Origin of the sequence: Pseudomonas sp. IT-P176 (assembly GCF_949767245.1) — a bacterium.
Classification (GTDB): domain Bacteria; phylum Pseudomonadota; class Gammaproteobacteria; order Pseudomonadales; family Pseudomonadaceae; genus Aquipseudomonas.
In genome coordinates this window covers 1-22,612 of record NZ_CATKPN010000041.1, presented here as the reverse complement: position 1 = coordinate 22,612, position 22,612 = coordinate 1, and the positions used below count along the sequence as shown (strand labels likewise).

Genomic DNA, 22,612 nt, shown 5'->3' with positions numbered 1-22,612 from the left:
AGTACCTGCTCACTGGAGAAACGTGGCGCGTTTGAGACCTTCGCGAGCGAGCTCGCGCCTACAGTGAGCGTGGTGTTTTTGAGATCGTTGCTCGGTCCTACAATGCGTTGGCAGGCTGTGCCAGGGGGCTTCGCGGTCGGGTCAGGCGGGCCAGGGGTTTTTCCAGCACGTAGTAACAGACCACGCCCCCCAATATGCCCACGGTGACCGAGCCTGCGAAGTAATAGAGGGCCAGTTGCTCGTTGAGTATCTGGCCGAACAGCCAGACAAAGAGCACGTACCAGATCCGCTGGGAAATCGGATGGGAAAGGTACAGCGAGTAGGACACCTCCCCGAAGAACAGCGGCAACGAGCGCACCTGGGTTTTTATCGTTTTCTCGAGCGCGACAACGCCTGCCACCAGTAGCAGCGCAGGCAGTCCATAGATCCAGAACCGCGTAGCCTGGTTCGCGTCCACCAGCAGTAACATCGCCATAGAAGACACCACCAGAAGCCCGCCCATGCTCAAGTTGAGCTTGGGCAAACGCCCCCGAAAATACCCCAGTGCCACCCCGGCCACGAACTCCAGCATGATCGGCTGGGTGTAGGTGAAAAGCAGTGGATCGGCAAAGTTGAAAAGCGCCCCGCAGCATGCCAGACCGGCAAAGACCGCCAGCACCAGGAAAAATCGCTGGCGCGGGTCTTTCACCAGTAAGCAGAAGCCAAACACCAGGTAGAAGAACATCTCATACACCAGCGTCCAGCCAATGGTGTAGACCGGCGTGATATCGCCCACATCCGGGTTGCGCGCAGGAATGAACAGCAGCGACTTGAGCACAAAGCCCACGTCCAGGCCTCGCGAGTTGAAGAACAGCGCAGGCAGGAGCAGTGCAGCGGCCACCAGCATCAGGGTAAACACCCAGTACAACGGAACCACCCGCAGCACGCGCGAGCGCCAGAAGCCCAGGGGACTTTTGCCTTTGCCCTCGGTGGTGACCCACATGACAAAACCCGAGATCACAAAAAAGATATCGACCCCGAACTCCCCCACCGGATGACTGAAGTAGGGCGCGACCACCGACATGACCATGGAGTGGTAGACGATCACCAGCACCGCCGCCAGGCCACGCAGATATTGCACGCCGTAATATCGCTCCATCCACACCATCCCTGTGTTCTTCGTGACTAGTCGGCTGATGCTAGCCAATCCTGGCGATGAACGGTTTTATATTCCTCGTGCTGACTAGAAAATTAAAAACCGCAAAACGAAAAAGCCCCCGTGCTTTTCAGCGACGGGGGCTTTTTCTGTGTAATGGCGGAGAGATAGGGATTCGAACCCTAGGTACCGGTGAAGGTACAACGGATTTCGAATCCGTCCCATTCGGCCACTCTGGCATCTCTCCAACGGCGCGCATCATAACAGCAGGTTCACCGAATGCAAACCCTAAAGTGAATTTTTTTCCGTGCTATCAGATGCTTGCGTCGATTACAGCGGTACGCCAAGGCGGTTGGCGACTTCTTCGTAGGCTTCGATTACGTCGCCCAGACCCTGGCGGAAGCGGTCCTTGTCCATTTTCTTGCCGGTGGCCTTGTCCCACAGGCGGCAGCCGTCCGGGCTGAATTCGTCGCCCAGGACGATGCTGCCGTCATGGAACACGCCGAATTCGAGCTTGAAGTCGACCAGCAGCAGACCTGCGTCGTCGAACAGCTTGCTCAGTACTTCGTTGACCTTGAGCGACAGTTCTTTCATGCGCACCAGTTGCTCGGCGGTGCCCCAACCGAATGCCACGACGTGGGATTCGTTGATGAACGGGTCGCCCTTGGCGTCGTCCTTGAGGAACAGTTCGAAGGTGTAAGGGTTGAGCTTCATGCCCTCCTCCACACCCAGGCGCTTGACCAGGCTGCCGGCGGCGTAGTTACGCACGACACATTCAACCGGGATCATGTCCAGCTTCTTCACCAGGCACTCGTTGTCGCCCAGCAGCTTGTCGAATTGAGTCGGCACGCCGGCTGCTTCGAGTTTCTGCATGATGAAGGCGTTGAACTTGTTGTTCACCATGCCTTTGCGGTCGAGCTGTTCGATGCGCTTGCCGTCGAACGCCGAGGTGTCGTTGCGAAACAGCAGGATCAAGCGGTTAGCGTCGTCGGTCTGGTAAACCGACTTGGCTTTGCCGCGGTAGAGTTCTTCACGTTTTTCCATGATGGGCTCCGCTTGCTAAGTAGATGGGCTAGGCGATATGTCGCCAGTCGAGCCCTGAATCTTGATCGGCCAGTTGCAGCCAGTCCGGGTCGCACCCAAGGGTGTCGACAAAACATTGCCGGGCCAGCTGCGGCAGGTTGTTCTTGCTGCTCAGATGGGCCAGTACCAGGTGTTGCAGGTCTTTCCAGCCCAACTCGGACACCAGGAATGCCGCCTGGTGGTTGTTCAAATGTCCCAGCTCGCTACCCACCCGCTGCTTGAGAAAGGTCGGGTAGTGACCCCGAGCCAAGCGGTCGCGGCAGTGGTTGGACTCGATCATCAACGCATCGAGGTCCTTGTAGCCGTCCAGCACGGTGGCGCAGTACGAACCCAGGTCGGTCAGCAGGCCAAAGCGCCGGGTGCCGTCACTGAAGACGTACTGCGTCGGTTCCTGCGCGTCGTGGGCCACGGCGATCACGCCAATCTCCAGCCCACCGATCTGCAGCTGGTCGCCCCCGGCCACGAACCCTGCCGGATCAACCGGCTTGCGCATCCCGCGCAAGGTGCCACGACTGAGGTAAACCGGAATATTGTAGCGCCGAGACAGCAAACCCACGCCATGCACGTGGTCGGCATGTTCGTGGGTCACCAGAATCGCGCTCAGTTGCGCCGGGTTTATCCCCAGGCGCAGCAGGCGTTTTTCGGTTTCTCGCAGGGAGAAACCACAATCGACCAGCACGACGGTGTCGTCACTGGCTATCAGCGTGCCGTTCCCTTGGCTACCGCTGCCGAGAACGGCAAAACGCATCAGATCAGCCCAGGTTGTCCTGAATCACACCCAACACTTTGCGCGCCACTTCAGCCGGCGCAACGGTGTTGATGTCTTTTTCGACGGTCACCTGGACGTTCTCGCCAACCTTGCTCAGGCGCACCTGGTAACGCTCGGCGCGCGCCTCGACTTCTTCCTTGACCGGAGAGCTGCCGAACAGACTGGCGAAGAAGCCTGGCTTCTCGTCCTTGCGCTCGGCTTTTTCGGCCAGGTTGATGTAGTACAGGCCCAGGCTGCGGTTGATGTCTTCCACGCGCCATTCGCCCTGCTCCAGCGCGCGACCCACGCTCGACCAGGCACGGTCGAGGTCGTTGCCGACGTTGAGCACCGGGTTGCCGCTGCCGTCTTCGATCAGGCTGACACGGCTTGGGGCATCGAAATCACGGGAAGCGAGCATCGACACCGAACCGCCCTTCTCGGAGATGCGGCTCATGCTGACCAGCATGTCGTCGACCAGCGCAGCGTCCAGGCCAGTGTTGACCGAACGGTTGGTGAAGGCCACGTCGTCGCTGCTGCCAGCAGGACGCTCGGCGCTGACCACGTAGACTTCACTGGTGTTGCGCTGCACGCCTGGCTCGATGCGCACCCGTACCCGGGTTTCGGCATCTGCGGCCACGCCGGCGCTGGCCAGGCGTTTGGTCATGGTTGCCGACAGTTCGTCGGAACGCTGCCAGGTGGTGGTGAATTCGCCGGTTTGCGGACGCTGCTGGTCCAGGCGGAAACCGTTGTCCTGGAAGAACTGCACCGCCACTGGCCAGACTTCGGCCGGAGGACGCTGCGCCATTACCCAGCGCGAGTCGCCGCTTTTCTGCAGGCTGTAGTCGCTGGCCTCGGCAATCGCCGTCAACGGCTGCGGACGTGGCACCACGTACTCGCCCTTGACGGTGTCGTCGGCCACGTTGCGCGGGATTGGCAGCAGTGGGTCCAGACGCTTGGCGGTCTGGACGTCCGGCGGCAGTTGCATCGGGGCAGTCTGTTGCGCTTCGAGGTAATCGCTACCACGGTCACGGAAATAACCTTCCGGGCCCCAGACCCATCCACAGCCACTGGTGCTGGAGATAATCAAGGCAAGTGCGGAAAGTCCGGCCAGTCGCTTCATGCGTATTACTTCCTCAATTAAACCAATACGCCGGACTGGCGCAGGGCCTGTCGCAGCGGTTCGTGACAGGCTTCGCTGAGCCAGGTGAGCGGCAGACGGATACCGTCCGGCATCAAGCCCATCTCATGCAGCGCCCATTTCACGGGGATAGGGTTGGACTCGATAAACAGGGTTTTATTGAGTGGCATCAGTTTTTCGTGGATCGCCCGTGCGGTCACGGCGTCACCCTTGAGGGCGGCGTTGCACAGGTCGGCCATGTCGCGCGGGGCAACGTTGGCGGTCACCGAGATGTTGCCTTTGCCGCCCAGCAGGATCAGCTCCACGGCAGTCGCGTCGTCACCGGAGAACACCAGGAAGTCTTCGCTCACGCCATCGAGGATGGCCTGGGCGCGGGACAGGTCGCCGGTGGCTTCCTTGATCCCGATGATGTTGTTCACGGTCGACAGGCGGATCACGGTCTCGGCCTGCATGTCGCACGCCGTGCGGCCCGGCACGTTGTAGAGGATCTGCGGGATGTCGACGGCTTCGGCGATAGCCTTGAAGTGCTGGTACAGGCCTTCTTGCGTCGGCTTGTTGTAGTACGGAGTCACCAGCAGGCAGGCGTCGGCGCCGGCGGTCTTGGCATTGGAGGTCAGCTCGATCGCTTCACGCGTCGAGTTGGCGCCGGTACCGGCGATCACCGGGATACGCCCGGCTACCTGCTTGACCACATAACGAATCACTTCGATGTGTTCGTTTACGTCGAGGGTTGCCGACTCACCAGTAGTACCGACGGCCACGATGGCGTGGGTGCCGTTTTGCAGGTGAAAGTCTACCAGTTTGCTGAGGCTGTCCCAGTCCAGACGACCCTGTGCATCCATGGGTGTGACCAGTGCCACCATACTGCCCGCAATCATGCAACCGCTCCTGCCGGAAAAAGAGAGCGGTAATGGTACTGGCGCCAAGATGCTTGCACAAGCGAAGTACTGCGCTCATGCCATTCCCCTTGGCGCCGCTTTTCGCTACCCTTCAGACTTTGATCAGTACCGACAGGCTCATGTGCCGGGTTCAAGCCTCCATTTTCGGCTCCACAAGCCCCGCCCCTGCGTTGCCATCTACCCGAACTCACCTTGTTTGAGCTCGCAGCAACCCTCTGGCTCGGGCTTTGTTGATAACGCATCCGGACCCACACCCGACGAATCAGCCTATAAACGTACCGACCGCTCATCGCTTTAGGAATGCTGCATGTCCACCCCCACAGTTCGCGAACAATTCCTTGTCATCAGTGCCCTCGGCGCCAACCCCATGGAGCTGACTAACGTCCTGTGCCGCGCCAGCCATGAAAATCGCTGCGCCGTGGTCACCTCCCGCCTGACTCGCCATGGCGAGTGCAGTGCACTCATCCTGGAGATTTCCGGTTCCTGGGACGCCCTGGCGCGCCTGGAAGCCGGTCTGCCGAGCCTGGCCAAGAAACACGCCTTCACCGTCAACGTGGTACGCAGCGCGGCGCTGGAAAATCGCCCGCAAGCCCTGCCGTATGTGGCGTACGTCAGTTCTGCCTACCGCTCGGACATCGTCAATGAGCTGTGCCAGTTCTTCATCGACCATAACGTCGAGCTGGAAAACCTGACCTGCGACACTTATCAGGCCCCCCAGACTGGCGGCACCATGCTCAACGCCACCTTTACCGTGACCCTGCCGGCCGGTGTGCAGATCAGTTGGCTGCGCGATCAGTTCCTCGATTTCGCCGACGCGCTGAACCTCGACGCGCTGATCGAACCGTGGCGCCCACAGAACCCAATGTAAGGAAGCTTTCCATGGCCGTCGCTATCGACCAACCGGTCGCCGACTTCGAAGTCCCCGCCACCAGCGGGCAGACCGTCAGCCTGGCCGCCCTCAAGGGCAAGCAGGTGGTGATCTACTTCTATCCCAAGGACAGCACCCCGGGCTGCACCACCGAGGGCCAGGGTTTTCGTGACCAGTACCCACAGTTTCTCGCGGCCAACACCCAAGTGTTCGGCGTTTCCCGCGATAGCCTGAAGTCCCACGAGAACTTCAAGTGCAAGCAGCAATTCCCCTTCGAGCTGATCAGCGACAAGGACGAAGCCCTGTGCCAACTGTTCGACGTGATCAAGCTGAAGAAGCTGTATGGCAAGGAATACATGGGGGTTGATCGCAGCACCTTCCTGATCGACCAGCACGGCGTGCTGCGTCAGGAATGGCGCGGGGTGAAAGTGCCGGGGCATGTGGATGCGGTGCTGGCGGCGGCGCAGGCGCTGGCCAAGGGCTGATTTATTCGGCGTCTGCGATGACGCCATCGCGAGCAGGCCGCAAGCGGGCGCTCGCTCCCACAGGGGTTGCATTGATCCTGTGGGAGCGAGCGCCCGCTTGCGGCTTGCTCGCGATGGGGCCCGCACTACAACAGCGGCGCCACCACCGGTTCCTTGCGCGGCCAGGCATCCAGCACGGCCTTGAACAGGGTCGCCAGGGGAATCGCGAAGAACACGCCCCAGAACCCCCACAGCCCACCGAACAGCAGCACCGCGCAGATGATTGCCACCGGGTGCAGGTTGACCGCTTCGGAGAACAGCAACGGCACCAGCACGTTGCCATCCAGGGTCTGGATGATCCCGTAGACCGCCATCAGGTAGATGAACTGATCGCTCCAGCCCCACTGGAACAAGGCAATCAGCATCACCGGCACCGTCACCACCACCGCGCCGACATAGGGCACCACCACGGACACCCCGACCAACAGCGCCAGCAGCGCCGAGTAGTTGAGGCCCATGGCGACAAAACCGATGTAGGTCACCCCGCCGCAGATCGCCATTTCCATGACCTTGCCACGAATGTAGTTGGCGATCTGGCGGTTCATTTCCTGGCCTACCCGGGTAATCAGCGCCCGCTCACGCGGTAGGTAGCCGCGCACCCAGCGGCCGATCATGGCCCGGTCCTTGAGGAAGAAGAACACCAGGATCGGCACCAGCACCAGGTAGATCATGATGTTGACCAGCAGGGGCAGGCTCGACAGCGAGAAGGTCAACGCCCACTGGCCAAACTTGCCGATTTCGCTGCGCGCCACCTCGATGGCCTGCAGCACCTGCTCGTCCGACACCAGGTGCGGATATCGCTCGGGCAGCAACAGCAGCAGCGACTGCCATTTGGCGAGCATCCCGGGCAGTTCGTTGAACAGAGTGATGAACTGGTGCCAGAGCAAGGGCAGCACCACCACGATAAACACCAGCAACACGCCCATGAACAACGCGAACACCAGCCCCACCGCGACCCCGCCGGGCAGGCGCAGGCGCTCCAGGGTGCTGACCAGGCCCTGCATCAGGTACGCCAGGACCATCCCCGCCAGCACCGGTGCGAGCATCCCGCCCAGGGTCAGCACGGCAGTGAAGGCCAGGACCAGGAGGACGGCCAGCACCACCGCTTCTTCGTCGGAGAAGTAGCGCTGAATCCAGTCGCGTAGCACTTTGAACATCAATGATCCTTATGGGTAGGCGGCCAGTCAGGCTTTTTTCAGCCAGTAGCGATAGACACCGGCTGCGTCTTCTTCGCGCAGCAGGGTATGACCGGCCAAACGGGCAAAGGTGCGAAAGTCGCGCTGCGAGCCGGCATCGGTGGCGATCACCTTGAGCACGGCGCCACTGGGCAAGCCATTGAGCGCCATCTTGGCCTTGAGCAGCGGCAATGGGCAATTGAGCCCACTGGCGTCCAGTTCGGCATCATGGGCTACAGCGTCGGTCATTACTTCACTCCGCACAGGTGATTGAGCCGCCTAGAATATCTGGTCCCGAGGCAAGTGTCCGGCTACAGTAAGCTCTTTGTCGACTAAGGCTTTGTGCATGACTTTTCTGCGCCCCACGCTGCTGACGCTCGCTTGCCTGCTTGCCTCACCAGGCTTCGCCGACGACTTGCCGTCACTTGGCGACGCCAGTTCTGCCATCGTCTCGCCCCAGCAGGAACATGACCTGGGGCGCGCCTGGCTGGCCATGTTGCGCAGCCAGGTGTCACAACTCAATGACCCACAACTGAAAAACTACGTGGAAACCAGTGTCTATCGCCTGGTGGAAACCAGTCAGCTGAACGACCGGCGTCTTGAGTTCATCCTGATCAACAGCCCGCAGCTCAACGCCTTCGCCGCGCCAGGCGGGATTGTCGGGGTCAACGGTGGCCTGTTTCTCAACGCACAGACCGAAGGCGAATACGCCTCGGTCCTGGCCCACGAATTGGCGCACTTGTCGCAACGCCACTTCGCCCGCGGCGTAGAAGCCCAGCAACGCATGCAAGTGCCGATGATGGCCGCCCTGCTCGCCGGGATCATCGTGGCCGCGGCCGGCGCCGGTGACGCCGGGATCGCGGCAATCGCGGGGACCCAGGCAGCGGCAATCCAGGAGCAACGGCGCTTCTCCCGGCAGAACGAGCAGGAGGCCGACCGCATCGGCATCGTCAACCTGGAGAAAGCCGGCTACGACCCGCGCTCCATGCCGAGCATGTTCGAACGTCTGGGGCGCCAGTACCGCTTCGATGCCAAGCCGCCGGAATTCCTCCTGACGCACCCGGTGACCGAATCGCGGATCGCCGACACCCGTAACCGCGCCGAACAGGCACCCGTCGGCGGCAAGGAAGACACCCAGACCTACCAACTGATTCGCGCCCGCGTGCAGTTGTTCTACGAGGAAACCCCGGGGCTGGCCGCCAAGCGTTTTCGCGCGCAGCTGGACGACAACCCGAAAAACGACGTGGCGCGTTACGGCCTGGCCATTGCCCAGGTCAAGGCCGGCCAGCTCAGCGATGCCCGCGAGAGCCTCAAACCGCTACTGGCCAAGGCACCCAACGAAATCATCTACAACCTGGCCCAGATCGACCTGGACATGGCCAGCAATCGCCTGCCCGACGCGCAAAGCCGGGTCGACCGGATGCTCAGCCAGTTCCCGGGCAACTACCCGCTCAATCAGGTCCGGGTTGACCTGCTGCTCAAGCAGAATCGCCCGGCCGATGCCGAAAAAGCCCTGGAAGCCCTGCTCAAGACCCGCCCGGACGATCCGGATGTCTGGTACATGGTTGCCGAAACCCGTGGCCTGTCCGGCAACATCATTGGCCTGCACCAGGCGCGCGCCGAGTACTTCGCGCTGGTGGGCGACTATCGCCAGGCCATTCAGCAGCTGGACTTCGCCAAGCGACGCGCCGGCAGCAACTTCCCGCTGTCGTCACGGATCGATGCCCGGCAACGCGAGCTCATGGAACAGGAGCGGATGATCAAGGACATGATGGGCTGACCCTTCCCGCCCCCAACGAAAAAGCCCCTCGATGAGGGGCTTTTTTTGTACCGCAGGCTTAACCCACCGGCATCAGGCCATCTGAATGATGGTCTGCATGATGGTGCTCTGGGTGGAGATGGTCTTGGCGTTGGCTTGGTAGTTGCTCTGGCCCTTGATCAGGTCCACCAGCTCATTGGTCAGGTTGACGTTGGAGTCTTCCAGCGAGTTGGACACCACCGAACCGAGGGTGCCGGTCTGGCCGGCGTCGTACGCGGCGAAACCGGACAGGTAGGTCTCCTTCCAACTGGTGCCACCGGCGGCCTGCAAGCCCTGCTCGTTGTTGAAGCTGGCCAGGGTGACCTGGCCGATCGCCTTGGACTTGCTGTTGCTGAAGTTGGCGAACAGCGTACCGGTACCGTCGATGGTCAGGTTGGTGATCTGGCCGGTGGCGTAGCCGTCCTGGGTCGGCAGGTTGCGGATGGTTGCCGAGTTGTACTGGGTGGTCAGGGCCAGGTCGTTGGTGACGCCGGTGGCATTGCCCACGGCACCGTTGGCCGTCCACACGCCATCCTTGACCGTACCCGGCGTCCAGACACCCGCGCCCATGACAATCGAGTTGCCGCTGACGGTGTACGGGCTGCCGCTGGCCGGTGCGTCGATATCCAGCAGCTTGCCGTCGGAACCGAAGTTCATGGTCATGGCAGTCTGGTTGCTCGGCGTTGCCGGCGAACCGAGGCCGGCCGGTACGAAGGCCGAGCCGTTCGGGTTGCGCCCCTCTACCAGGGTGTAGGTCTGCCAGGTGTTGGCACCCGTCTTGACTACGTACTGGTCCAGGTTGTGCTGGTTGCCCTGGCTGTCGTAGATCGGGGTGGTGAACATGTCGGTGTAGGTGTCGATCTTGGTCGGGTCGAACGGGGTGACCGCCGGATCGATGATCGGCTTGCTGGAGTTCAGGTTGATACTCGAGGAAATGTTGCCGGTGGTTTTCGGCTGCAGGTTCGCCTGGTCGATTTTCAGGTCGCCGATTACATCCTTGAGGATCTTGCCGTTCTCATCGACCGCATAACCCTGCAGGCGCGCGGTGCCAGCACTGTTGGTGATGAAGCCGTCCTTGTCGACGTTGAAGGTACCGGCGCGGGTGTAGGTCAGCGAACCGCCGTCGTTGAGCACGAAGAAGCCCGAACCACGGATGGCCATGTCCAGCACGTTGCCGGTGTTGGTCACATCACCCTGGCGAAATTGCTGGGAGACGTTGGCCAGGCTCACGCCACTGCCGATGGACTTGTTGCCGTTACCCAGCTTGCTTGCCGCGTACACGTCTTCGAATTCCACGCGGGAGGATTTGAAGCCGGTGGTGGCGACGTTGGCGATGTTGTTGCCGGTAACGTCGAGTTGTTTGTTGGCCGCATAGAGACCGCTAAGGCCGATATTGAAAGACATATTCCACTCCTTGTTGCCGCGCTAGCCGGCTCTATAGACCAATGGTCTGTACTTTGGACAGGGCGATGGAGCCCATGTTGGCGAGGTTCAACATCATCTCGCCGCCGGTCTGGCTCAGGGTCACGCTGTTGACGGTCGCCGGCAGGTAGGTGATCAGGTCAGTTGCCTTGCCGTCGATCTGCGCACTGGCCTTGAAGGTGTAGGTACCCGGGTCGACTTTCTCGCCCGCGGTGTTGGTGCCGTCCCAGACGAAACTGGCATTGCCCTGGGCCTGGCTGCCCAGCTCGATGGTTTTCACCGCCTTGCCGTCCTTGTCGCTGATGGTCACCGTGGTGCCAGCCACCGAGGCCGGGATAACCACCGAGCCGGTCATGCTCTTGGTGCTGTCGACATAGGCCGAGCCGGTTTGGACCACTACCGAACGGCCCACCAGCGACGACGCCTGCAGGGCCTGGGACGATTTGAACGAGCTCGAGATGTTGTTCACCGAGGAGTTCAGGGTAGTGATGCCTTCCAGGCTGCTGAACTGCGCCAGCTGGGCGACGAACTCGCTGTTGTCCTGCGGGTCGAGGGGGTTCTGGTTCTTCAACTGAGTCACCAGCAGTTGCAGGAACGCGTCCTTGCCCAGCTCGTTCTTGCCGGTCTTGCTGCCGGCAGCGGCTGCCAGGCCGTCATTGCTGGTGTTGGTGGCGGTGGTCTTGGAGTTCGCAAGAATGTCGTTGAGACTCAGGCCACTGGTGGAATCGGTAACACTCATCGACGCTGCCCCTTATCACTGACCGAGGGTCAGGACCTTCTGCATCATGGTCTTGGCGGTGTTCATCATTTCCGCGTTGGTCTGGAACGAACGGCTGGCGGAAATCATGTCGGCCATCTCTTCAACCACGTTGACGTTGGGGTAGTAGACGTAGCCCTTGGCGTCAGCCGCCGGATGGTTCGGCAGGTAGCGCGCTTCCAGATTGCTCTGGTCCTCGACCACGCCCAGCACTTGCACGCCCTGGCCGGCCGCGTCCTGGTTCTGGAACAGCGAGTCACCGCCGCCCGACTGGCCACCCTGGAACATGGTGGCAAATACCGGGTGCCGGGCACGGTAGGTCTGGTCGATGCTCGACGAGACGGTCTCGGCGTTGGCGATGTTACTGGCCACGGTGTTGAGGCGCGTGGTCTGGGCACTCATGCCACTACCGGCAATATTAAAAACACTCGACAGGGACATGAATTACTCTCCGCGCAGGGCCGCTACCAGCCCTTTGAATTTGCTATTGAGCAAGGTGAAGCTGGCCTGGAAGTTCACCGAGTTCTCGGCGTAGTTGGCCTGTTCCAGTTGGGCGTCCACGGTGTTCTGGTCGATCGACGGTTGCATCGGCGTGCGATACAGCAGCGACTCGTCACCGCTGCTCAGGCCCTGGGCTTCGATATGACGGCTGTTGGTCTTGTTCAACGCGAAGCTGCCGTTTTTGCTCTTGTCGGCCTGGGCGGCCAGGACCGCCGAGAAATCCAGGTCCCGCGCCTTGTAGTTCGGTGTGTCGGCGTTGGTGATGTTGTTGGCCAGCACTTCGGCACGCTGGGCGCGGAAGCTGAGGGCTTGTTGGTGGATACCGAGCGCTTTATCGAAGCTGATGCTCATGGCGCAAACCTTTGGGTGACCTGATTTTTCGTAACAGGCACAAAGCAAGCCCCGTGCCAGCTCGCCAGGCCCCGCAAACAGGGGCCTTGGCCGAAAGCGGCAAGGTGGCAATGCCAGAAAAGCGGCAAGCGTCTTCCGGCACCTGCCGCTTTTCTGCCGCCTTGGGCTGCTCGACAGGCGCGCTACAAGGATTGTGCAGCACGATAAAAAACGGGAGCCCCTGAGGACTCCCGCTTTTTTTGCCACCTGACCATCACTTGGCCTGGTAGATGATCCCCGGACTGCACTGGACCATCTGATAGTGATCCGGCAAGCCGTTGAGGGCTTCGGACGCGCCGAGGAACAGGTACCCGCCCGGCTTGAGCGTGCTGTGAATGCGCAACAGGATGTCCTTCTTCACTTCGGCAGAGAAGTAGATCAGCACGTTGCGGCAGAACACGATGTCGAACTTGCCCAGGCTGGCATAGCTGTCCAGCAGGTTGAACGAGCGGAACTCCACCCGGCTCTTGATCGGCGCCTTGACCGCCCAACGCCCCGGCCCTTTCGGGTCGAAGAAACGCTGCAGGCGCTCTGGCGAAAGACCGCGGCCAATCGCCAGGCTGTCGTACTCGCCGGACTTGCAGTTGTTCAGCATGGTCCCGGAAAGATCGGTGGCGACAATCTGCACCCCCATCCGCAACTGGCCCATGTTGGTCCGCTCGAACTCGTCGATCGACATCGACAGCGAATAGGGTTCCTGCCCCGACGAACAGGCCGCCGACCAGATCCGCAGGCGCTGGCCGGGACTGGCCTTGATCGCTTCGGGCAAGACCTTGTTCTTCAACACTTCAAACGGATAGGTGTCACGAAACCAGAGGGTTTCGTTGGTGGTCATCGCGTCCACTACCATCTCGCGCAACCCACCGCGCGGCTGGACTTGAATGCGCTGGACCAGCTCACCCAACGACTTGATACCTTGCTGTTCCATCAGTTTGTTGAGACGGCTCGAGACCAGATACTGTTTGTTTTCACCGAGCAAAATGCCACAGGCTTTTTCCAGGAAGACCCGGAACTGTTCGAAATCCAAATTACCCGTAGACAATGATGCCGCCTCTAAAATCGTGTTGATCGCCAGGGGCAAAGGCCACCTAGCTGATATCTGCTGCTTTGATCCGGTCGACTACCCGGGATGCCAGGTCATCAGGGCGGAACTTGGCCAGGAAGTCATCGGCACCGACTTTCTTGACCATCGCCTGATTGAATACGCCTGACAACGAAGTATGCAGGATGATGTGCAGCTTTTGCATGCGCGGGTCGTTGCGGATCTCGGCGGTCAGGGTGTAGCCGTCCATTTCCGGCATCTCGATGTCGGAAATCATCATCAGGAATTCCTCTTCCGGCTTCTTGCCCTCCTCCACCAGCTTGCGCAGGTAGTCCAGCGCCTGCCGGCCGTCGTTCAACGCCACGACCTCGACCCCGACCGTCTGCAGGCAACGGGAAACCTGCTTGCGCGCCACCGACGAGTCATCGACCGTCAGCACCCGCAGCGACAGCGCCTTGTGTTGCGTCTCGTCATCCACCACCCCGGCGGAAATCGCTTCCGGTGCCGGCGCCACTTCGGCCAGGACCTTCTCGACGTCGATGATTTCCACCAACTGATTGTCGACCCGCGTCACCGCCGTCAGGTAGTGATCGTGGCCCGTGCCCTTGGGTGGCGGATGGATCTCCTCCCAGTTCATGTTGACGATCCGCTCGACCGAGCGCACCAGGAACCCTTGGGTCTTGGTGTTGTACTCGGTGATGATCACAAAGGGATTGCTCTGGTCCTGCAACCCGCCCGACCCCGTGGCCATTGCCAGGTCCATGATCGGAATGGTTGCGCCCCGAATACTTGCCACACCGCACACGACAGGATTGGATTTGGGCATCAGGGTCAGTTTCGGGCATTGCAGCACTTCCCGAACCTTGAACACATTGATGCCATAGAGCTGCGGACCGTCGAGACGGAACAACAACAGCTCCAGGCGATTCTGCCCCACCAGTTGTGTGCGCTGGTTTACCGAATCCATTACACCAGCCATGCCCAGCCCCCTACACCAACGCTAAGTGTGTTGCGACGCACATTCATCACTAAACGGCACGGCGCTTGCTTTTTAACCGCTATGAACGTGAACACGACATTTTTCCGACGCCTGACCTCAACCTGCCGCCGATTGCTCGGCGCGGTTGCGGCGGCGTGCCTTTTCAACGCTGGCAGCCCTGCCCTTGCAGATCCGCTTACCTTGCCTGATCTACTTATCGGCGTCACTCAGGGCTTTCTTGAATTCACTGTTGAAGACTATCTGGCGTCCAGCCAAACCGAAGGCCGCTACGAGATCGAGGTCAAGCAACTCGATCCCCGTCTGCGCCTGCCGACCTGCGACAAGGAATTGACAGCGTCCCTGGAGAGCCCAGCCAAGCCGGTGGGCCGAGTCACGGTGAAGGTCCGTTGCGACGGCACCTCGCCCTGGACCGTGTTCGTGCCCGCGCAAGTCCGGCTGTTCCGCGAGGTGGTGACCAGCACCCGCCCGCTCAAACGCGCCGCAATCATCGAGCCGGCGGATGTGATTCTGCGTGAGCGCGACATCAGCCTGATCAACCAGGGTTACCTGACCAATGTCGACCAGGCGATCGGGCAAAAAATTGTCCGACCAATGGTCAATGACCAGGTCATTACCCTGGTCCACCTGGAGCAGGCCGAAGTGGTACGCAAGGGCGATCAGGTGGTGATCACCGCCCGCAGTGGCACGCTCAGCGTACGAATGCCCGGGGAGGCGCTGGCCAATGGCGGCATGAACCAACAGATCCGGGTCAAGAACCTGAACTCCCAGCGGGTGATCAAGGCTCAGGTGATCGCCCCCGGCCAGGTTGAAGTGGCCATGTAGATAACTGGCGAAGGTGCCAGCCATTCCCTAAACTGTGCCTCACGCAGGGCAAATGCCGACGCGCCCGTGCTCATCGAGAAATGAGCCTAAAGTTTTTCGCGATTTTGCCGAAAACATGGCAAGCGTCCAAATTCCCAGAGGTTTTTCGCATCATGGTTATCGATTTCAGCCGTTTGAACAGCTCCCCCACGCTCACCAGCACGCGCACCAGTGCCAGCCAGGAATCTGCTGACGCCGCTCAAAACGCGCCGCTGTCGACCGAGACCCAACAGGTCGCGGCCAAACAGAGCGGGGAATCGGTCCACTTCAGCAACGAGGCCCAGCAGTTGCAGAAGATCAGCGACACGCTGCGCGATCAGCCCGCAGTCGACAAAGCCCGTGTGGCCGAGTTGAAAGCCGCGATTGCCGATGGCAGCTATAAAGTCGACAGCAACCGCGTCGCCAGCAAACTGCTCAACTTCGAAGCCCAGCGCTAGCCCACCAGGCTTGCGCCAGGCTTTTGGACGCTTAAAACCCAAGGCCAGCCATGCACGATAACAATTTACTGCAACTGATCACCGACGACCTTGAGCCAGCTCAACAGTTGCTCGATTTGCTGGGGCAAGAATCCCTGGCACTGCACGGTCGCGACATGCAACGGCTGGAGCAGATCCTGGCCAGCAAGCAAGGCCTGATCGTCCTGCTCGATCAGCATGGTCGTCGGCGCAGCGAAATACTCGCCAGCCTCAACCTGCCAACCGACACCAGCGGCCTGCAACAACTGGCCGCCCAGTCCAGCCTCGGCGAGCAACTGCTGGCCCAGAGCGAGGCGCTCAATCACCTGCTTAACGAGTGCCAGAGCGCCAACGCGCACAACGGCCGCTCGATCCAGGTGCAACAAGCCTCCACTGCCCATCAATTGAGAATCCTCAATGGCGGCGAGTCTCCGACCCTTTATGACGCACGCGGCTCAACCGCCATGCTCGTGAAGCCGCGCCCACTCAGCCAGGCTTGACCTCGCCTCTGAGCGTGCTCTATCAAGGCGCGAAACATGCTGGCAGAATGCTGGCTCTTGCGTGTGACCGTATTCTGTCTGGAGAGTGATAAACCGTGTTCAATGCCTCAAACGCGGAAGATGCTCCGCAGCCACCGAAAGTGCTCACGACACCTCTGGAAATCGCCAGTACCCTGCGCATGCTGCAAGAGAGCCATGATCCCCTGATCATCACGTTCCACGAGCGCAGCCAGCGCTTCCAGAGCTACCTGGTGGACGTCGATCGCGAAAGCGACATGATTGCCCTCGACGAAATGATCCCGCGCGATGGCGAGCGTTTCCTGCTGGCGGGTGAACCGTTCCGGATCGAAGGCTTTCATGAAGGCGTGCGCATCGCCTGGGAGAGCAACGGCGCCCTGGCCATCGACGAAGCCAATGGTGGCCGCTGCTACCGCGGCACGCTGCCCGACGAGGTGGTCTACCACCAGCGCCGCAATGCTTTTCGCGCGGCCTTGAAGCTGGCGCAACTGGTCAATATTGAACTGGCTGGCGAGAAGCTCAAGGTGCCCCTGAGCGGCAAGTTGCTGGACATCTCCGCCACCGGCTGCAAGCTGCGTTTTGACGGCGACATCACCAGCGGGCTGCAATTGGGCCAGGTCTACGACCGCTTCCTGGCCGCCCTGCCCTTCGGCAGCATGACCACCTCGGTGGAGCTGCGTTACCTGCATCACGAAGAGCGGATCGACACCACCTTCGCCGGCGTGCGCTTTCACAACATGAGCGGCCTGGTGCAGCGCCAGGTCGAGCGTTTTGTCTATCAGTTGCAGCGTGAAGCCCGGCGTTTCGATAAAGACGATTTCTGATTCGCCAGGCAAAAAAAACGGGCAGCCCCTTGCGGTGACTGCCCGTTTTTTTTGCCTTCAGATCAAGGCCTGGCCCCAGTGAAGGTGTGGGGATGTTCATCGTCCGGCGGCGGATCGGTATTCGTCTGCTCGGCCTCGGTCCCCGCTTCGGTCTCCGGCTCAGGCTCGGGGTCAGGACTGGCACCGTTCTGCATCTGGTCCTGCACCACCTGCTCGTCGACCCGGGGATCGAGTGCAGCCACCAGTGGCGAACTGGACATGCTGTCCGGCATCGCTACGTGGTGCAGCGGCGCGTCATCGACCTGATGCAGGTTGGTCACCGCTTTGGGCCGGATGCGCCAGACCAGGACCAGGGCGAAGAAGCTGAAAAACGCGTAGAGCATCTGGCTGCCGAAAAACTTCATCAGCACCCCCGCCACCAACGGCCCGATACTCGCCCCGACCCCGTATGTCACCAGCAACATCGCGGTCAGCGACACCCGCCGATCGCCCTCGACGTGGTCGTTGGAGAACGCCACCGCCAGCGGATACAGGCAGAACTGCACCAGCGAGCAGGCAAACCCGGCGATGAACAATACTTCCAGCGGCACCTTGGGCATGATCGCCAGAGGCAACGCAGCCAACGCCAGACAGATGGCGAAACTGCGAATCAGCACCGCCCGGTCGTAGCGATCAGACAGCCAGCCCAGCGGCCATTGCACCACCAGGCCGGCAAAGATGCAGCTACCCATGAACAGGCCGACCTGCTCGGTGGACAGCCCTTGCTGAGAGGCATAGAGCGGCGCCAGGCCATAGAACGAGCCGACGATCAGCCCCGCCCCGAGCACCGTGCTGAGGGACTGTGGCACCCGCTTCATGAAGAAGCGCGGCTCCATCGGCGCCGGATGCAAGGGCGCCGGGTGAATGCGTCGGGTCAGGGTCACGGGGACCAGGCACAGGGCAAAACACAAGGCGACCAGCATCAGCAACTCCAGGCCCAGGGACGGGTGCATGACCAGAATCAACTGGCCCAGCACCAAGCCCAGGTAGGAGGCGATCATGTAGCCGCTGAACACCATGCCCCGCTGCTTGGCGTCGGCCTGCTCATTGAGCCAGCTCTCGATGACCATGTACTGGCACATCATGCCCAGGCCAACCACCATCCGCAGAATCAGCCAGGCCGGTAGCCAGTCCACCAGGCCATGCCCGAGCACGGCGGCCCCGACTATCCCGGCACAGGCGGAATAGGCCCGGATGTGTCCGACCCGGGCAATCAACCGGTGACCGATCTTGCCGCCCAGGACCAGGCCGAAATAGTTGGCCGCCATCAATGCGCCGATCCACAGGCCGTCGACCTGGTCGGCGGCCAGGCGCAGGGCCAGGTAGGTGCTAAGCAAGCCCGAGCCGATCAACATCATCAGCGAGGCGAAATACAGCGCTCGAAAGGATTTCCAGATTTGGCGCATCGGCGTTCCGAGCGGCTCCTTGCAGTGAGGATCAGGCTACCGTCTACGATAGCCCGACAGCGGCGGGTCGGTTAGGCCTGGGCAGCTAAAACGCGCCGTTCCCAGGGAGTGATCTCATCAAAGAAGCTGGTCAACTCCATGGTCTTCGAGGCGATGTAGCCTTCGATGAACTCCATGCCGAACAGTTCCTTCGCCAATTGGCTACGTTTCAGACGTTCAAGAGCCGCATGCAAGGTACATGGCAGAGACAAACTTTCCGGCACGCTGAATTCGCCCTGGATTGCCGGGGTCGGTTCCAGTTGCTGCTCGATGCCGTGCAGCCCCGCGGCCAGGCTGGCGGCGATCGCCAGGTAAGGGTTGGCGTCGGCGCCCGGCAGGCGGTTTTCGACCCGACGCGCGGCTGGCGAACTGGCGGGAATACGTAATCCGGCGGCGCGGTTGTCATGGGACCAGCAGGCGTTGTTGGGTGATGCGTAGGGATGGCACAGGCGCTGGTAGGAGTTGACGTTCGGTGCGAACAGCGCCGTGAAGTCGGCCATGCCGGCCTGCTGCCCGCCGATGAAGTGACGGAACATCGCCGTTGGCTCGCCGGACTCGTCACTGAACACGTTGTGATCGGTGCCGAGCTCGACCACGCTCTGGTGAATGTGCATCGAGCTGCCGGCCGTGTGGGCCAGGGGCTTGGCCATGCACACCACGGTCAAGCCATGCTTGAGCGCCACTTCCTTGAGCAGGTGCTTGAACAGGAACGTCTGGTCGGCCAGCAACAGGGGATCGCCGTGCAGCAGGTTGATCTCGAACTGGCTGACGCCCATTTCGTGCATGAAGGTGTCCCGCGGCAACCCCAACGCCGCCATGCTGGCGTAGACCTCATTGAAGAACGGACGCAAACCATTGTTGGAACTGATGCTGAACGCCGAAAGGCCGTCTTCGCGACGCCCGTCCAGGCCAATGGGCGGCTGGAACGGTTGGGTCGGGTCGGTATTGGGAGCGAACACAAAAAATTCCATCTCGGTCGCCACCACGGGCGCCAGGCCCAGCGCGGCATAACGAGCAACCACGGCCTTGAGCTGGCCACGGGTGGACAGCCGGGAGCTCGCGCCGCTCAACTCGTCGGCGTCACAGATCGCCAGCGCGCGCGGTTGGGCACTCCAGGGCAAACGATGGATCTGTTGCGGATCGGCATTGAGCGCGAGGTCACCGTCGTCGCTGCCGTAAAAACGTGGGGCGGGATAACCGCCCATGATGCATTGCAGCAGCACCCCCCGTGCCATCTGCAACCGTCGCCCCTCGAGAAATCCTGCGGCAGTCATCACCTTGCCGCGCGGCACCCCATTGAGGTCCGGGGTGACACATTCAACTTCATCAATGCCGGTCAATCGCTGTGCGAGAGAACCCTGGCCATCGGTCGTCATGACGCTATCCTTGGTATTGTGCAGGCCGTTAATGGCGATCCGCACAAAATAGGCATCAGCCGTTCGGAATATCAAGCACAACCGCTGAAAAGCTCAATCAGACTCTGTTGGCACAGGTTCTGTCACGCCTCAAGGCAGATAGAGACTGAACAAGCCGCCGCCCAAAGGCCCGCCATTACTGATTTCGGTACGCCCTGGCACGCCGTTGCGCTGGTGCAACTGGGCAATGCGCGCGGCAAAGTACAGGCCCAGGCCGGTGCTGCCGCTGGCCGGGTTAATGCCCTGTACGTACTGCTCCTGGCGCTCGATCATCTGGGCCGGATAGCCTTCGCCATCGTCATTGATGGTCAGCACCAACTGCCCGGTTTCTTCACCGACGCTGATCAGCAGTGACTGCCGGGCAAAACGGATCGCGTTGTTGATGGCATTGGCCAGCACCGTACCGATCAATTCGCGGTCGAAAAAACCCAGCGGACTCAAGGGATCGACTTCGTAGGTGACGAGAATGCCGCGACTCTTGAACACCTCTTGATGCGCGGCCAATTGGGCCTCGATGAAATCGTCCAACTCATGGTAGTCCGGGCGTACGGGCAACTGATTGACGCCGAGCTTGTACAGACCGAGCAACTGCACCAGCATGCCGTTCAGATGAGCGAATTCGAAGTCGATCACGCCCTGCTCATCGGTTTGCTGTTGGGCACTGGGCAGCCGGGCGAGCCACTGGCCGTGCGCTTGCATCAGCACCGTCAGGGAATTCTTCATGTCGTGTACGGTGGAGGCAATCACCGTGGAAAAATCCAGCCCCTGATCAATCTCACTCATTGCTCAAACGCCTTGTTCTGCAGCTTCTGATAACGCGGATACCGCGAGTCGCTCTCGGGCATCAAGCCGACCATCTTCAAACACTTGCGACACTCCTCGAGCAATCCCGGATCGAGATCGGCCGTGACCCCATGCAACAACGCCTGCGCCATGTTGAGGGCAATGCTGATGTTCTTCGGCTGCAGCAACAAGGCACCGCGAAACAGCTCGCGGGCTTCGGTCAGGGCACCGGCCTTGTAGCTGCGCACGCCTTGGCGGTTGAGGTCTGCGGCGGCCGTACCCGAGTTGAGAATCGCCGGATCATCGGTCTGCCTGGCGATACCGCGCATCACCGCGGGGTCATCGCCGTAGATTTCCGCACAGTTCTTGAGCATCGAGTCGCTGGCCTGTGCCTGCCCCAACATCTTCAACTGCTTGGCCACCAGTAAGGCCGCATCGGCGCTCATGAACTGCTCCATGCCGTCGAGGCGAGTCAAGGCCTGCTCGGTGAGCTTGTCGGCCGTTTCCGCATCGTTGATCAGCAAACTGGTGGCTTTCATCAGCCGCGCGCGAATCTGTAACCCGGGATCACTGGGGTTTTCCTTGGCGACCGCGCTCAAGGTCTGGTTGATCTCCAGGCGGGCACGGGTGTCCAGGCCCCTTTCACTGCCCTTGCTGATCAACGCATGGGCCAGGCCGAGGTTGCTCTCTGGATCCTTGAAGCGCGACTGCGCGCCTTGCGAGACCGCCTGGCGATAGGCTTTGGCTGCGGTATCGAAGTCTTCGTTGCTCATGGCCAGCTTGCCTAGCAACGATTGCCGACGGACCGCCAGCGGGGAAAGACGCACAGCCTCCTCGAGCACCCGTTGTGCCGACTTGCTGTTGCCTTGCGCCACCAGGACATCGGCCAGCCCGTCGTACAGACCGGGCATCATCGGGAAGACCTTCAACGCCTTTTCGTACAACGCTTTGGCTTGGGCGACCTGGCCGCGCTTGAACAGCAGGCGCCCCAACCCCACGTAGGCCCAGGGCAACGGACGGTCGGCAAGGATGCTGTTGTACAAACGTTCGAGCACTTCGTTCTGGTTCATGTCGCGCAATGCGTCGGCGCGATAACGCAGGCACAGCGGCGAGTAACGTGGGTCCTGTCTGCACAGGGCAATGCAGGCGTTGAGAACCTCGACCGGTTTGCCGCGATCAAGCGCTTGCATGATCGGCTTGAGCAGGGTCTTGCGCTGCTGCAACCGCTCCAGGCGCTGGGCCAGGCCGGCGCGGTTGAACGGCTTGGTCAGGTAGGCATCCGGCTCGTGCTCGAGGGCACTGAGCACCATGGCCTGGCTGCTCTCGGCAGTGACCATGACGAAGATACTTTCGTGGCTGATCAGTTTTTCGATCATCAGGTCTTCGAGTACCTGCTGGCCGTTCTTCTTGCCGTCGCCCAGATGGTAATCCTGCAGGATGAAGTCGTAGCGCTTCTGCGAGCACATGCGCAGCGCGACCTCGCCGGTGTCGGCCGTGTCGACATCTTTCACACCCAACTCGCGCAACATCGATCGGACTGAACTGCGGAAATCCGAGAAATCATCGACGATCAAAAAGCTCTTTTGGTGGTACGCCAGCATCGAAGATTCCAGGCAATTAAAAAGATGAACCACAAGGACGTGCTCAACTTCGCTGCCCGGTTTGGCATCGGATGAGACTACCGTCCATCGGGTTATCGGCCGGACAGGGCAATCCCTTGAAGGTATCGGTGAAGATTCTTGGATTTACCTGAGCAAAGATCGCGTGGGAAGGACGCTGAGTTTTTCGCGTG

The 22,612-nt window shown here is 60.8% G+C and carries 24 protein-coding genes and 1 tRNA gene; 7 read left to right on the top strand and 18 right to left on the bottom strand.

Annotated elements, in window-relative coordinates; genetic code table 11:
• Window positions 1-97 precede the first annotated feature (97 nt).
• The 6 genes from ACM6IP_RS11200 to dapA form a co-directional block, all read right to left on the bottom strand.
• Window positions 98-1,138, bottom strand: coding sequence for an acyltransferase family protein (locus ACM6IP_RS11200; RefSeq protein ID WP_414861491.1), 1,041 nt, complete (start codon window positions 1,136-1,138; stop codon window positions 98-100).
• Between the two features lie 154 nt (window positions 1,139-1,292).
• Window positions 1,293-1,382: transfer RNA gene (locus ACM6IP_RS11195), tRNA-Ser, on the bottom strand.
• Window positions 1,383-1,465: 83 nt separating this feature from the next.
• Window positions 1,466-2,179 (bottom strand): phosphoribosylaminoimidazolesuccinocarboxamide synthase, encoded by a 714-nt coding sequence (purC, locus tag ACM6IP_RS11190; protein WP_095171833.1) that lies wholly within the window; start codon window positions 2,177-2,179, stop codon window positions 1,466-1,468.
• A gap of 28 nt (window positions 2,180-2,207) precedes the next feature.
• On the bottom strand, window positions 2,208-2,966 hold the full coding sequence (locus tag ACM6IP_RS11185) for an MBL fold metallo-hydrolase (protein ID WP_414861490.1): 759 nt from the start codon (window positions 2,964-2,966) through the stop codon (window positions 2,208-2,210).
• A gap of 4 nt (window positions 2,967-2,970) precedes the next feature.
• Window positions 2,971-4,086 carry an outer membrane protein assembly factor BamC gene (bamC, locus tag ACM6IP_RS11180; protein WP_095171830.1) on the bottom strand — a complete coding sequence of 372 codons (1,116 nt, stop codon included), beginning with the start codon at window positions 4,084-4,086 and terminating at the stop codon, window positions 2,971-2,973.
• A gap of 17 nt (window positions 4,087-4,103) precedes the next feature.
• Window positions 4,104-4,982 carry a 4-hydroxy-tetrahydrodipicolinate synthase gene (gene dapA / locus ACM6IP_RS11175; protein WP_095171828.1) on the bottom strand — a complete coding sequence of 293 codons (879 nt, stop codon included), beginning with the start codon at window positions 4,980-4,982 and terminating at the stop codon, window positions 4,104-4,106.
• A 328-nt stretch (window positions 4,983-5,310) separates the two neighbouring features.
• Between dapA and ACM6IP_RS11170 the strand changes: the two genes are divergently transcribed.
• Both ACM6IP_RS11170 and ACM6IP_RS11165 read left to right on the top strand, forming a co-directional pair.
• Window positions 5,311-5,871, top strand: coding sequence for a glycine cleavage system protein R (locus ACM6IP_RS11170; RefSeq protein WP_095080353.1), 561 nt, complete (start codon window positions 5,311-5,313; stop codon window positions 5,869-5,871).
• 11 nt (window positions 5,872-5,882) lie between these two features.
• Complete coding sequence (locus tag ACM6IP_RS11165) at window positions 5,883-6,356, top strand: peroxiredoxin (protein WP_159994233.1); 474 nt, start codon at window positions 5,883-5,885, stop codon at window positions 6,354-6,356.
• A gap of 125 nt (window positions 6,357-6,481) precedes the next feature.
• On the opposite strand, the gene ACM6IP_RS11160 is transcribed toward ACM6IP_RS11165, so the two are convergent.
• Window positions 6,482-7,552, bottom strand: a complete 1,071-nt coding sequence (locus tag ACM6IP_RS11160) for an AI-2E family transporter (protein WP_095171823.1) — start codon at window positions 7,550-7,552, stop codon at window positions 6,482-6,484.
• Window positions 7,553-7,579: 27 nt separating this feature from the next.
• Complete coding sequence (locus tag ACM6IP_RS11155) at window positions 7,580-7,819, bottom strand: sulfurtransferase TusA family protein (protein WP_095171822.1); 240 nt, start codon at window positions 7,817-7,819, stop codon at window positions 7,580-7,582.
• Window positions 7,820-7,916: 97 nt separating this feature from the next.
• On the opposite strand from ACM6IP_RS11155, the gene ACM6IP_RS11150 reads away from it, so the two are divergent.
• Window positions 7,917-9,350 (top strand): M48 family metalloprotease, encoded by a 1,434-nt coding sequence (locus ACM6IP_RS11150; protein ID WP_095171820.1) that lies wholly within the window; start codon window positions 7,917-7,919, stop codon window positions 9,348-9,350.
• 72 nt (window positions 9,351-9,422) lie between these two features.
• On the opposite strand, the gene flgE is transcribed toward ACM6IP_RS11150, so the two are convergent.
• The 6 genes from flgE to ACM6IP_RS11120 form a co-directional block, all read right to left on the bottom strand.
• Window positions 9,423-10,772 carry a flagellar hook protein FlgE gene (gene flgE / locus ACM6IP_RS11145; protein ID WP_095171818.1) on the bottom strand — a complete coding sequence of 450 codons (1,350 nt, stop codon included), beginning with the start codon at window positions 10,770-10,772 and terminating at the stop codon, window positions 9,423-9,425.
• Window positions 10,773-10,803: 31 nt separating this feature from the next.
• Window positions 10,804-11,529, bottom strand: coding sequence for a flagellar hook assembly protein FlgD (flgD, locus tag ACM6IP_RS11140; protein WP_414861489.1), 726 nt, complete (start codon window positions 11,527-11,529; stop codon window positions 10,804-10,806).
• 15 nt (window positions 11,530-11,544) lie between these two features.
• Window positions 11,545-11,988, bottom strand: coding sequence for a flagellar basal body rod protein FlgC (gene flgC / locus ACM6IP_RS11135; protein ID WP_095171815.1), 444 nt, complete (start codon window positions 11,986-11,988; stop codon window positions 11,545-11,547).
• Window positions 11,989-11,991: 3 nt separating this feature from the next.
• Complete coding sequence (gene flgB, locus ACM6IP_RS11130; RefSeq protein ID WP_095171814.1) at window positions 11,992-12,399, bottom strand: flagellar basal body rod protein FlgB; 408 nt, start codon at window positions 12,397-12,399, stop codon at window positions 11,992-11,994.
• Window positions 12,400-12,652: 253 nt separating this feature from the next.
• Window positions 12,653-13,480, bottom strand: coding sequence for a protein-glutamate O-methyltransferase CheR (gene cheR, locus ACM6IP_RS11125; protein ID WP_095171812.1), 828 nt, complete (start codon window positions 13,478-13,480; stop codon window positions 12,653-12,655).
• 46 nt (window positions 13,481-13,526) lie between these two features.
• Window positions 13,527-14,459 (bottom strand): chemotaxis protein CheV, encoded by a 933-nt coding sequence (locus ACM6IP_RS11120; protein WP_095171810.1) that lies wholly within the window; start codon window positions 14,457-14,459, stop codon window positions 13,527-13,529.
• Between the two features lie 81 nt (window positions 14,460-14,540).
• Here ACM6IP_RS11120 and flgA point away from each other — a divergent pair, with 81 nt between their 5' ends.
• From flgA to ACM6IP_RS11100, 4 genes are all read left to right on the top strand, one after another.
• Entirely contained in the window at window positions 14,541-15,302 is a 762-nt protein-coding gene (flgA, locus tag ACM6IP_RS11115; RefSeq protein ID WP_095171808.1) for a flagellar basal body P-ring formation chaperone FlgA, read from the top strand.
• Window positions 15,303-15,454: 152 nt separating this feature from the next.
• Entirely contained in the window at window positions 15,455-15,778 is a 324-nt protein-coding gene (flgM, locus tag ACM6IP_RS11110) for a flagellar biosynthesis anti-sigma factor FlgM (protein WP_159994227.1), read from the top strand.
• Window positions 15,779-15,828: 50 nt separating this feature from the next.
• Window positions 15,829-16,296 carry a flagella synthesis protein FlgN gene (locus tag ACM6IP_RS11105; RefSeq protein WP_095171806.1) on the top strand — a complete coding sequence of 156 codons (468 nt, stop codon included), beginning with the start codon at window positions 15,829-15,831 and terminating at the stop codon, window positions 16,294-16,296.
• A gap of 95 nt (window positions 16,297-16,391) precedes the next feature.
• On the top strand, window positions 16,392-17,138 hold the full coding sequence (locus tag ACM6IP_RS11100; protein ID WP_401130335.1) for a flagellar brake protein: 747 nt from the start codon (window positions 16,392-16,394) through the stop codon (window positions 17,136-17,138).
• A 62-nt stretch (window positions 17,139-17,200) separates the two neighbouring features.
• Here the strand turns inward: ACM6IP_RS11100 and ACM6IP_RS11095 are convergent, their stop codons facing one another.
• The 4 genes from ACM6IP_RS11095 to ACM6IP_RS11080 form a co-directional block, all read right to left on the bottom strand.
• A complete protein-coding gene (locus ACM6IP_RS11095) occupies window positions 17,201-18,583 on the bottom strand; it encodes an MFS transporter (RefSeq protein WP_095171803.1) in 1,383 nt (460 codons plus the stop codon).
• Window positions 18,584-18,654: 71 nt separating this feature from the next.
• Window positions 18,655-19,896, bottom strand: coding sequence for a glutamine synthetase family protein (locus ACM6IP_RS11090; RefSeq protein ID WP_414861511.1), 1,242 nt, complete (start codon window positions 19,894-19,896; stop codon window positions 18,655-18,657).
• A gap of 231 nt (window positions 19,897-20,127) precedes the next feature.
• Window positions 20,128-20,820, bottom strand: coding sequence for a sensor histidine kinase (locus ACM6IP_RS11085; RefSeq protein WP_095171800.1), 693 nt, complete (start codon window positions 20,818-20,820; stop codon window positions 20,128-20,130).
• The gene (locus tag ACM6IP_RS11080; RefSeq protein WP_095171798.1) at window positions 20,817-22,421 is read right to left on the bottom strand and encodes a tetratricopeptide repeat-containing response regulator; all 1,605 of its coding nucleotides are present in this window, start codon (window positions 22,419-22,421) and stop codon (window positions 20,817-20,819) included. The genes ACM6IP_RS11085 and ACM6IP_RS11080 overlap by 4 nt, the downstream gene beginning before the upstream one ends.
• Window positions 22,422-22,612 lie beyond the last annotated feature (191 nt).